The following is a 12,544-nucleotide window of genomic DNA, read 5'->3' as shown; positions in this document are numbered from 1 at the left end:
AAAAAATTTCATCTCATGGGTATTGTTCTTATCACAGGTGCAACTGCCGGATTTGGCCAGGCATGCGCCACTACGTATGCCAGTAAGGGTTATGATGTGATTATCACCGGACGGCGGAAAGAAAGACTGGAAGCACTCCAGACACAGCTCACCCAGGAATTTGGTGTGAATGTACTGGCATTAAATTTTGACGTAAGAGATGAGGCAGCGGTAAAAGCCGTATTAGGTAATATTCCGGAAGAGTGGCAAAAGATTGACATCCTTGTCAACAACGCCGGTTTGGCGGCTGGTTTAAGTACCATCGACGAAGGCAGCACCGACGACTGGAATGCTATGATTGATACCAACGTAAAAGGATTGCTTTATGTGTCGCGCACCGTTATTCCGTGGATGCGTTCCCGTACTACCGGCCACATCGTCAATATCGGCTCTACAGCCGCCAAAAACGTATATGCCAAAGGTAATGTGTACTGTGCCACCAAAGCAGCAGTAGACGCTATTTCCCAGGGTATGCGCATTGACTTGCTGCCTTATCGTATTAAGGTTACCGCTGTTCATCCCGGTGCTGCAGAAACAGAGTTTTCCCTGGTAAGATTCAAAGGAGATGAACAGATGGCCAAAGATTTCTATAAGGGTTTCATTCCTTTAACTGCCCAGGATGTAGCAGACGTGGTACTTTACTGCACGTCCCTGCCGCCGCATGTTTGTATTAACGACCTGGTAATGACGCCTTTACAACAAGCGAACGCCTACTACATAGATAAAAAATAACACATAGGTGTGATTTTATGTTTTGTGATTAATTTTTATATTTGGAAACATTTATATATTTCTTGTTCATATACTTGTATGCCCGCAAGAAATCTATGCCAATGCAACTAAACTAACTGTCTATCCTAAACATGAAACCATATCCCTATGCTTACATTTATCACTATGTACTTGCTACGTCTGTACTATCCAACATGGAGAGCAGGATGGCGCCTTTATTTCGGTAACTCCCGGAGAGGCAACTACGGCCGCTGGGCATCGCGTAAAGACTGGGTCGGAGACAAAGGCTATTCATTGGGTTACAGCTGAGACTTTCTTTAAGATTTGGGATGTAGATTTTTTCAGGTAATAATATGCGCTGAAATCGTCTACATCCCAAATTATTTTCAGGTAGTACTACTGACAATATTTAAGGCAGATCTATCCTGCTCACTACTACTTCACTCCTGCTACCATTACGCCGTTTATAAGCCAGTAAGGCCTTCTCTTCTTTCAAAGGGCTGATCACGGGGAAATTAGCATAACTACTGTCTGTTGTAAAAAATCCAGCCTGTTTAGTTTGGCCTTCGGCCGATTTATACTGATAGCCTATTCTGCTGTTAAAATCTTTTTTCCATTTTACCGGTTCATCCCATACCACCAGTACCTGGTCGTTTAGCGTAGTCATTTGAGGATGCTTCGCCATCGGAGCTTTGCTGAGCGACTCTTTTTGCGTATAGGAGTTACCGTTATCAACAGAGCGGCAATAGAAAGCCCCCTGGCCACCGCCCATCGTAAACCAGGCGAAGTGTAACCCGGTACTGTTTGCGGTCAGCGTAGGTCCTGTATGGGGGCAACCATTCACCACCCAATTATCAGCACTGATGCGTACCGGTGCTGAAAATGAGTTTCCTCCATCTGTAGATACCTGGTGTACCATATCCCGAATGGAATCATTGATAATATCACGGTAGGTGAGATGAATGTTGCCGTTGTCCGCCACATACATCCGCGTGCGGCAACACTGGCAGATCGTAGTGGCTACCGGCTTCGCTGCCTGAAAACCACTTTGCCCGTTTGTGATTGCAAAATAAAGCGTAGATCCTTCGGCGTTAGTTTGCTTCCGGTTATCCAGCCAGATAGCTGCAGCCTCTCCGCCCGGCAGTAATGCCATATCGAAATAACGCTGGTCATAACCGGCAGTATCTGTAACCAGCGGCATAGCCGGCTGCCATGTTTTACCATTGTCAAACGATTGTGTGTACATCACCTTTCCTGCATACTTATTACGCGGATCGTTTGCTTCCACACCAAACATGGCAATTACATTTCCGCCTGGTTTAAACAAGAGCTTTGGCAGGTTTTCATCATGCGGAAAAACGCCCGTGGTAGTGGAAATAACTATCGGTTCAGAAAACGTATGCCCGTTATCGTTAGATACTGCATAATACATCAAGCCTGTATCCGCACTAGTATCTTTCTCCACCCAGCTTATCACCGGATGCCCCGTCGCATCCTTCGTTACATACGGACAGGAAGCATCGCGCCCGGCGTGAGATATCACCACGACCGCTTCCGGCTGTATACCCTTACGATGACAAGACCAGATCGTCAACAACAGTAATGCAGTAACCCATAATTTCATGACGTTAATTTTTTCCGGTAAATGTATAAGCCACCCCAAAGTTGAATGTTTGCCGCGGACCCACCCGGTAGGTTTTTCCATAAGCAGATTTCTCTGCGGTAGTAGCATACAGCTGATCTCCAATATTCATGCAGTTCAACCAACACTCAAACCCTTTAAATGCATAACCAGCGCGGGCATTAAACAAATCATATCCATTGTACACCGAGGTATTGGCGGCATCCATAAAGTATTTGCTGATATGCTGCCATTCCGCACCAATCCTGAAACCTTTCAGCACAGCAGGCTTCCAGGTAATTTCTGTATTGGTAATCCATTTAGGCGCACCATTCATCTGGTTGTCTGTATATACTTTATTCCCATCTGCATATGCTTTAAAAATATGCTCCGCATAAGTGCCACTGCTGCGTATCAGCAAACTATTTACGGGTGCATATTTTACATTCCACTCTACGCCGCTATGTGTGGTAGCCCCCGTATTCCTGTTTTCATACATACCATCTGCATTTCTCACACTGATAATTTCATTCGTACCATTCATACGATATACACTCAGGTCTGCATAACCTTTATGATTAGCAAAGCCAAACCAACCGCCAGCTTCATAGTTTTGATAAGTGGCCGATTTCAGTACCGGCACTTTTACGCCAGTATACAATTCTGAAATGTTAGGCGGCGCAAATCCTACGCTATAGTTGGCGTACAAGCCACGGTTATTACCCAGGTTATAGGTCAGCCCCAATTTTGGTGTGAGCGCATTAAAATTATTCCGCTCACTGGGCGCGCCGGTGTAGGCTGATGGCGTTAAATGATTTTCGAAATTATAATCCATGCGGTCATAGCGCAAGGCTGCTACCACCCTCATTTTTTGGACAGGAGAAAATTCAAATTGTGTATAGGCTGCACTATTCAGCAATCCCACCCTATAGTCAGTAAGCAGGGAATCTGTTTGCCGATAACTGGCATAATAGCCGGCAGCATCTTTCGTAATCCCTATATAATTGGCTACATAGGTGGCCGGGCTGTAATCGGCACTCACACCAGCTATCAGCGCAGCATCTTTCCAATGAAACTGTTTCTTATGCTGTACGATGATGCCATAACTGTTAAATCCATCGCTGTTGATTTGTCCATCTGCCCTTTGTGTGCCTCTTACATCTCTGATGGCATAAAAAGGATTTTGCCCGATGGTATTATTACGGAAGAAGGCGGTAAAAGTAGTATGACTACTGCTGCTCCAGTCGTGGTCCATAGTGCTGCGAACGCGTAGTGCTTTCACTTCCCGGTAGGTAAACGTCTGGAAATTGCGATAGTTTTTAGCGAAGAAATGAGTGCTGTCCAGGCCACCTGTCTGATCCGTTTTATAATTGATCAGGGTGACGGCATTGGTCCATTTTGTTTTTTCATTGACCTGGTAATCTACTTTCGCTGTCAGCGCTAATTTGTGGAAGTCGCTATGATCCATGTATCCATGGCTTTGATTAGCATAGTAACCACTTACCGCAAATCCCACCTTCTTCACTGTATTAGACACGCTGAAATCGGTGCGTTTATAGCCCCAGTTACTGCCTTCCAGCAATACTTTTGCAGTAGGCACCAGTGTAGGCGACGCAGTAATAAAATTCACGGCTCCCCCCACGGCTTCGCTGCCATATAAAGAGGAAGCGGGGCCACGAATCACTTCAATATTTCTCAGCGCTGCCATATTAATTTCTATGAGCGCGTTGTGATTGAAGTCGCCGATGGTTCTGATAGGTATCCCATCTTCCAGGTACAAAAACAAACTTTTGTAGCCAATAGGCTGGCGGATAGCCATGGTGTGTTGTTCATTACCCAGATCCACCATGTATACACCACTTACTTTATTCAATACCTGGTCCAACTGCGTGGCTTTGGTATCGCTTAATGTTTGAGCTGAAATGGTACTGATAGCAACCGGTACTTCCGTACGCTCCTGCTTATCCCTCGAGGAGGAAACAACAATTTCATTGAGATTGGTAGACCGTTGCTGCAAATAAATCACCGGCATATGCGCAGCCGCTGTAGCAGGTATTTGCCGGGAAATATAACCGATATAAGATATTTCGATAGAGTCAGTGCCGGTAGCAGCCAATTCATACTTTCCCTGGGCATTGGTATGACAGCCCGCTGCCATATGCAACAGTCTTACACTCACGCCTGGTAAAGCTTCTTTGGTTTGCACATCCGCCACACGCCCATGTAATTGCTGTGCATTACTGCTATACGCAGCCATACACGCAATGATGAGTAAACAACATTGTTTCATGTAGTAGAATGGTTTCCTGTTCGCTGTTCGCAAACAGTGTTAGTCAGGTATATAAAGAAAATGTCAGGAAACTACTGACTGGGGTGGGTGAAAAACGGAAGATAAGGAAGAATTTGGGCAGGGGTCCTTATAAGAAGAAATGAAAGTAACCTGGTTGGGCAGGGGTGCAGCATGAAACGTTTGGAGCGCTTCTACAAACATCACCTCGTATTTATCTTTGTTACTGCCATTGTTGCGGTCTTGTTCCGCATCGCGGTTCAGCTCTTTTTTAAGGTGACAACGACCATTACAGTGCATTTGTGGCTTATTCTTATTTTCACAAAGCGCATTGGCAATATAGGACTGGTTCACTGTAAACTGCATCACAATAAGGCTTTTGCTGAAATTTTGCAGCAATAACCCCATAAATATGCATATGATCGCGAACCCTTTCACGCCGCAAACCTAGGAAATAAATACGAATTACAAATAATGAATTACGGGACTTGTATATAGATATTCGTGAATATTTGCTATTGTATTCACTATCTATAGGCAAGTCCCGTAACGGATTATTTATCATTACCGCTATTGCGATAATACGAACCTGAAGGTAATACCTCCACTGGTACTGGTAATTGGATAAGAGGTAGAGATAACTGGTATAGTTTGCCTTCTGTCGTAGAAGAATCGAAGATTTAACCGGTTATTTACTACGTAATCAATAGACGGTGATATACCTATTACCTTTTGCCCGCTGGTTGGAATAGACAAGTCGGCATCCAACCGGTTATTGGCCGTTTTATCATCCCGGAAGCTCAGATCCAGCCTGAAGTTCATGTCATTCTGCAATTTCTTGCCACCGTTTCTGTTTAAAGAGAATGGCATTTGTACGCCTCTTACGCGGTAACCAGCGCCAATAATAATTTCACTGGAACGCACTTCTGTCAGCTGATAATCAATGAGACTCAAACTGAGGGAGCGGCTTTTCCTGAACTCTATCCGCGCGTTTAAGCTATTCACAAAGGTGAGATCCACTCCCAGCAATGGCGAGAAGGACTCCGTCAGTGTGAGGTTAGGTACCAGGAAATAAGGGAAATAATTACCGGAAACCGTATCCCTGAACGCCGGGAAGCCGGTGAGGCGCGGATCTTCAAAGTACATGGAAGTATTATAAGAGTTCATACTGAGTGAACCCGTATAAGCATGACGCACGGTGAAGTTGGTCAGGAAAGATTTAAATGGTTCCAGCTTGGTCAATCCATTATAAGTAATATTCCAGTTAGGTTTGGGGATATAATTACTGAAAGGATTGCTTTTCACATTATCATTTCCTTGTTTCAACAGTGCTATCTTATCTGGCGTAGTACCGGTATAGGCCGCCAGGAATGCCGGAATCAACACATCCTGCGCATACCGGGTATAACCATATGCGTAATTAGGATCTTTAGGATCACCTGTCGGCACACCAGGATCCTTATTATACGGGTTGATAGCGCCCAGTCTTTTTGAAATCGTGTTACGGTAAGCTTCAAAGTTGCGGAAGGTTTGAGAAATACCATCCGTTGCATTGATTTTACCAAACATCGTTTTGATAGCGATATACGTAATTTCAAAACCACCGGCATCGTATGGACTCAGGTGCTGGAAGTTGGCAGGATCTGTCAGGTTTTTGAACAGTTCCGTATGTGTTTTGGTAAACGACTTCGTCATATTGATATCAATACGCAGGTCGTTTACAGGTTCCAGCTGGGCCTGTAAATCCCATCTTTGTGTAAACTGTTGTTGTGCCTGGATGTTAAACAGGGTATCCGGTGTAATCAGTCCTTTCTGTGCAAATCTGTCCAGCCATTTCCGGTCTGGTTGATAACCAAATACGAAGTTAAGGCCTGGTGCCATGGTGGCCCAGTTCATACCTATAATCTTGGTACTGTCTATATAACCAGGTAAGCGGGTACCCGCGTTTTCGTTATAGTTGAATCCAACCCGTTTCAACATCATCAGTGTTTTCAGGACTCCTTTCACCCATGGTGATATTTCTTCAGGGGCAGGTTGGTTCTGTTGACTCTGCTGATTACCGGCTGTTTTGTTGTTTTGATTATTGTTATTGTTCGGCGATTTACGGGTATTGATTTGTCGCAGGAACTTCGACTTATTATACAACTCCACAAATTTGAATTCTGCTGTCAGCGTTTTTTGCTGGGAGTTTTCTATGGCGTTACCGAGGTATAATGCCAACTGCGAAGCGCCTGTCCACCGGTATTCGGTACTGTAGCCAAACGAAACATTGGTCCAGTTTAGTGCCGGGAACTTGGAAGTGGGCAGCGTATAGGTGAAGTTAGCATTGTGCATGTAATTGGTATTACGTCCGCCTTTGAAGAAATTCCGGCGTACAGTATCTTTCTTCGCAGCGTCGTTAATACGGCCGTTAGGCTCATCTATGCGTGCATTATTCACTGCATTGAATTCAAAATTAATACTCCGCGTAAGATCCCATTTCACGGTATAATAGCGGTCGAACGTAAAGTATTTATTGTACGTTTCCGGGAGCTGGTATTTAACATCCCCGCCCACATTACGTATACGCGTGACGCCAAACTGCCGGGATATATCTGCCCGGAAGCTCAGAATAGATGGTACATAGTTAACGTTGAAATCGCGGATCAGGTCCAGCCAGTGTGTTTTGGTTTTGATCAGTTTCTTAAACGGCTCCAGGTAATGTGGTTGGCCGGCAAAGTTGTATCCGATACCACCTCTGTGTTTCGTGAGCTGGTCATTTAGAATCAACGGGTTATGCCGCAGTATCTGCGAGAAGGAATAACTGAGATCAAAGTTTTCAATATCCCATAGATGTCGCTTACCGCCGCCACCAAGATTTAGTTTTCGGACGTTGGTAAAATTCAGGCTTTTGATAGAAGTAAAATCCTGGGCATTTTTCCGGATAGAATCTCTTTCTACACGGTTTCTGGCCAGCGCCATTTTATCTTTCAGTTTGATATCCAGGTCATAAGGATCGTATTCAGGATTGCTGGCCGACTGTGAATAACCGGCATACACAGGAATGGAAATAGCCATTTTCTTAGGCAGCAGTTTTCCAAGATCCAGGTTGGCGGCTGCATCGTATTGCAGGAAATTATCCCGGAATCGTTCATTCACCCGCTGATCTATATTTCCGAAACCGGCGGTATGCATATTACCCGAGACAGAGATGGTACCTAAATCGGATAACTGAACGTCTACCCTGGCGAGTGCCGCATAACCACCTTTTTCATCAAAGTCAGCAAGACGTAACTCATCCAGCCATACTTCGGCGCAATGTGGTTGTCCGTCATCTTTCGGGTTGAGGATACCGACCATCATGGTACGGGCATCTCCCAAACTGGGGTTACCTACTACCGACATGAAATTACCATACTGGTCAGCTACCGGGTTTTGTGGATAAGGTAACAGCGGTGTACAGGAGTCGCACATATTACGCTTCTGTTTCAGGGCGCTGAGTTGCGCCATTACCAGGTCCAGGTTATTGCGTTCCGGCCAGATGTCCAGCGCTGTTTTAGGACCATTCCAATCTGTTACTTTCAGCGGAATGCGATATTCATAATAGTTGCTGACAAAGTCGCTACCAATACGGATCACAGCCTGCATTTGTCCGTCTTTCAGCGCAGTAGCAGCACCTACTGCTTCTGCGTGGATATACATTTGCAGCTTTTTATACTGGCGCAGATCCATATTCAACGTTTTATACAGGGCGCGGATTTCACCATCTTTCAGGTTACATACCTGTACAGATAATGACTGCTCATTCAACTGCAGGGTAGTATTATTGGTGCTGATAGTATTCTGTCTTACTACTCCCGGAGGCAACACATAAGGAATTGGTGTGCGGGAAGAGTTTTCTTCGATATTAACAGCAGAAGAATTGAAGGCAGTAGAGTTATCCAAAGGAATTGGATCACCCGGACGCAGCTCATACATGTAACGGCGCCATTGGTTACGTACCAGTTCCAGTTTGGCAAAACGAACAATGACAGAATCCGTAAACCCGGTGAGGAACATACGCATGAAGCGAATAGATTTAAAGTCGGGGATATTACCCACTTTAGCGTTGTACTGATTCAACGGCACTTTAAACTGGTACCAGGTTTCTGTGGTTTTCTGATTATTCGGTAAGGTAACATCTGCCTCTATCTTATCCACAATAAAGTTGGTGCCTACCTGCATGTTGGGTTTGAGGTCCACCCGGTATTGGAAATATTCTTCTGTTTCATTCATGGTGTTATCCCTGTTCAGGTCTTCTGATTCAGGAATATTGGTAGCTGCAGAAGAAAACACTGACTTAGGATCGGATACCGGCGAGTTACCCTCTGGGTTACTATAATTTTTATAGCGCTGCAGGATGTTCATACCATTATAAGATGGATCGCGATAATGCTTATAATCATCATTGGCTGGATCTTTCAGTGCCTGGTTATATACCGGGCTTCCACCGAAATTCATCCGCAGGGTATCCATATACGTTTTATAGAAGCCTGCTTCATCTTGTGATTTCAGCCCATCATACCCTACGTCCTGGTAGCTACGGATATTAGGATCGTTGTCAAATGCCTGGGTAATCTGTTGCTGGAACTTAGGTAAACGGCCCCATTTGGAAGAATCGATCTTATTTGGATCCTGGTTCGGATCAGGCATTCCATTCTCAAAAAATTTCTTGGAATCTTTGAGGATATCTTCTGATACGTTACCAAGGTTAAAGTACATGGAACCGCCGGAGCTGTTAGGCTGTTTGATGAACGGATCCTGAATCCAGAATTCGATATATTCGATATTGGCGGTTTCAAAGTCACTGTTATCAATGGCTCTCATGATACCACCCCAGCGGGTTTGAGGTCGGGCCAGCATCCCGTTTCCATTCATCATGAGCGGATTGCTGGTAAAGTTATAAGGACCTCTTTCTGTTGGATAATAGGCCAGGTCAAGGGTACTTAACTGGCTTTGTCCGAAATCAGTAGACCTGTTCTTGAATACTTCTTTCTGATACACTAACCTGGAGCGGGGATCTGACTGATCATCGATGGTAATACCTGATGGCAGGTTGGGGGATTTCGGCAGTTGCAGGGTAGGTTCAATGATATACCAGGCTAATTTTGCCCTGTTTTTTCCGTAATCCAGCACATTATTCAATTCTGCTTCAGGGAACATGACTCTGCCGGTAGCGTCTGTAGCACCTTTTGGTGTAGATGCCAGGGCCCAGCTGGTAGCCGGGAATTTCAGGTCGTATCCACTTTTTACGCCTTCAAAGTCATCGATATAAGCGGTTCCCTGTCTGCTGCCGGGTTGGTTTACCAGCTTACTATGACCGGGGAACAACCGGGCCACCTCTCCGGTAAATAATATATTGGAAGGAGATGTGGCGGTATAGTTTGGTAATTTATCCAGGAAGCGGTTCAGGCCTTTCCATTCAGATGCATAGTTCGCATCCAGTCCTACCATGGTATTTTTGATCGGATCTTCCCCATAATTCACTTTCTGGTAGTAAGGTCTTTCACTCATCCGTACCACGGTACCGCCTATACTTAATTTATCATTGACCATATAATCGAGGCGGGTACCGAAATAATTGCGGACCTGCTGCCCGAAGAGGGAATTATTTTCAAACTGTACATTAATAGGAACGCCGGAATTCAATACGCCTCCATTGATAATCTTCAACCGGCCCAGGTTGTAATCAATAATATAATCCACATTTTCCCTTAATTGCTGACCGCCAGCGGTCACCGTAACGGAGCCTGGTGGGATGGTAGTACCGGAGCCAAGGTTAATTTCCGATGAGCTGGCCGACTTATACGACCCACGTATTACATACCGGTTTAATTGCGGGAACTGTTGCGCCACTACTTTAATGGAGTCATATAGTACATTGTAGAGGTATTGTTTTTCCAACGATGCATCTCCGCCGAAGGCTTTTTTCAGTCCCCCGGAGAATGGTTCCAGGGTGGGGAACATGATTTTACCAGTGAGGGAATTAATCGTGTAGCCTTCTACGTAATCGAATATCCCATCCGGTTGCGGATCCAGCTGGTTATTTAAGCGGTCGAGTCCCAGGATGGTGATAATAGGTGCACCTGCGTAATCTCCTTTGGCGTCGGGGATATAGCGTTTATCGCTGGGTGGACGGCCTTCTGCACCGGGGTCTTTATAATATACGTCCATGCGGAAGTCTTCCTTATTTACCTGGAAGGCGCCGGTAGCGTAAATATTTTTCATCATCAGGTCCCAGATCGGTAAAGTAGGGCGGGCAGATGTAGCTTTCAATAATTTGAGGAACAGTATGGGCTGATTGGCGCTGTTGTTTTGGTCTGGTGGTACATCCTGAGAAAACTCACCCACCTGGTATACCCTTCCGTTGTAGGTATACTGATAGGCCACTGCCAGTACTTCATCGGCCTGTAGTTGTTGATTTAAGGAGATGAAACCCAGTTGTTTGTTATAAGTATATTCGGTAGAATCGAGTTTGCGGGCGAATGTTTTTTCAAATTCAGAAACCGGTTGCAATCCCAGGGAGAGCAATCGGCTAACCACCGTCCCGGTATTCCGGCTCATCGGGTCCCGGATCAAGTTGGAATAGAGGTCGTTCGTTCCTCTATCGGGGAGCTTTGAGGAGGTATTAACTTTAATCGCTGTTTTATTGTAAGGATTTTGTTCCGCCAGGTCCATCAAACCTACGATATCACGTGTTTGTGTGGTAGCCCCGGTTTTGTTGGTCACCCATACTTCAAGGCGGGTGATATTGGTGAGCGACCTGATGATGGGCAGATTTGACATGGCATAGTTGAACGTATCCTTGAAAAACTGCGCCAACAGGAAGTGGCGGTTATCTTCATACTCATCTGCCCGGAGGTTGTAGTCCTGTACCTGGGTACCGCCTTTGAGCATGAGGTTTTGTTTCTGAGACTTCTGATTAGAGAGTACGCTGGTAACCGTTAAGCGGCCGAACTGTAACTGGGTTTTCACCCCGAACAGGGATTGTATCCCGGAAATGAGGGAGCTACGCAGTGGGAAGCTCACGTTACCGGCTTCTATTTTCTTGATAATTTCATCGGGATAACCGGTGTATTCGAGTTTTACCTGGTTTTCAAAATCAAATTGGGATTGGGTATTGTAGTTGGTAATCAGTTTCAGTTTATCCCCGATTTTACCGACTACGTTCATGTTGATACCCATATCAAAATTGAATCCGCCGTTTTTCCGGGCTTGTTCCACCAGTACGGGGTTTTTGATATTCTGACCCTGGTAGCCGAAAGTGAGGTCGAGGCTACCCTGGGGGCGTATATCTACTTTGCTGCCACCGAAAAGGCGGTCGAAAAGGTTGTTTCCATTATACAGGGCGGGGCCGTTGCTGCGCTGGTTAAGGTTACCGAGGGCGCTGGCTCTTTTCTGCCAGTAGTCCTGTTCGCTCTGTTTGGATTGTAATTGATAGAACTCGTTGAAGTTCATGTAGGTGGGGTTACGATAGTATTGGCTACCGATTTTTTCGGTAACCGTATATTGCTTCGTAACGGGATCGTATTCTACTGTTTTGTTGATGTTTGCAGGGTCTTTCAGATCAATACCTCCTCTGGACGTCGGATCCGTTAAAATGGGGCCGCGTCTGTCCTTCAGGGGGTATTTCAAGGTATCTTGTTTTCCGGTAGTATCGACTTTGGTTTGACCTGTAATGGTGGTATCCGGCTTCCATCTCTTGCTCGATAATTTCAGATTCCCAGAACGATCCCTAGCGGCAGTGTCAACAATGATAAAGGATACAATTGCTATCACGGCAAAAGCACCATAGTATGTTTTTCTTGCCAAGAAAAATAGGTTTTTATAGAGGATTTTATGTATTT

General features: G+C 45.2%; 6 protein-coding genes. 2 read left to right on the top strand and 4 right to left on the bottom strand.

Features of this window, described 5'->3' with window-relative positions; all coding sequences use genetic code 11:
* Positions 1 to 15: 15 nt before the first annotated feature.
* Together AC5ZC7_RS01620 and AC5ZC7_RS01615 are read left to right on the top strand one after the other, a co-directional pair.
* Complete coding sequence (locus AC5ZC7_RS01620; protein ID WP_496159906.1) at positions 16 to 771, top strand: SDR family NAD(P)-dependent oxidoreductase; 756 nt, start codon at positions 16 to 18, stop codon at positions 769 to 771.
* Between the two features lie 165 nt (positions 772 to 936).
* A complete protein-coding gene (locus AC5ZC7_RS01615; protein WP_511911323.1) occupies positions 937 to 1,080 on the top strand; it encodes a hypothetical protein in 144 nt (47 codons plus the stop codon).
* A gap of 100 nt (positions 1,081 to 1,180) precedes the next feature.
* On the opposite strand, the gene AC5ZC7_RS01610 is transcribed toward AC5ZC7_RS01615, so the two are convergent.
* From AC5ZC7_RS01610 to sov, 4 genes are all read right to left on the bottom strand, one after another.
* On the bottom strand, positions 1,181 to 2,395 hold the full coding sequence (locus tag AC5ZC7_RS01610; RefSeq protein WP_496159908.1) for a sialidase family protein: 1,215 nt from the start codon (positions 2,393 to 2,395) through the stop codon (positions 1,181 to 1,183).
* 4 nt (positions 2,396 to 2,399) lie between these two features.
* On the bottom strand, positions 2,400 to 4,682 hold the full coding sequence (locus AC5ZC7_RS01605; RefSeq protein ID WP_496159909.1) for a TonB-dependent receptor domain-containing protein: 2,283 nt from the start codon (positions 4,680 to 4,682) through the stop codon (positions 2,400 to 2,402).
* A 63-nt stretch (positions 4,683 to 4,745) separates the two neighbouring features.
* Positions 4,746 to 5,048, bottom strand: coding sequence for a hypothetical protein (locus AC5ZC7_RS01600; protein WP_496159910.1), 303 nt, complete (start codon positions 5,046 to 5,048; stop codon positions 4,746 to 4,748).
* Positions 5,049 to 5,249: 201 nt separating this feature from the next.
* On the bottom strand, positions 5,250 to 12,509 hold the full coding sequence (sov, locus tag AC5ZC7_RS01595) for a T9SS outer membrane translocon Sov/SprA (RefSeq protein WP_496159911.1): 7,260 nt from the start codon (positions 12,507 to 12,509) through the stop codon (positions 5,250 to 5,252).
* Positions 12,510 to 12,544: the final 35 nt, after the last annotated feature.

The organism is Chitinophaga sp. 9-1-y, assembly GCF_059511905.2.
Note: the sequence above shows the minus strand (reverse complement) of the source record. Positions and strands in the feature narration are given on the sequence as shown.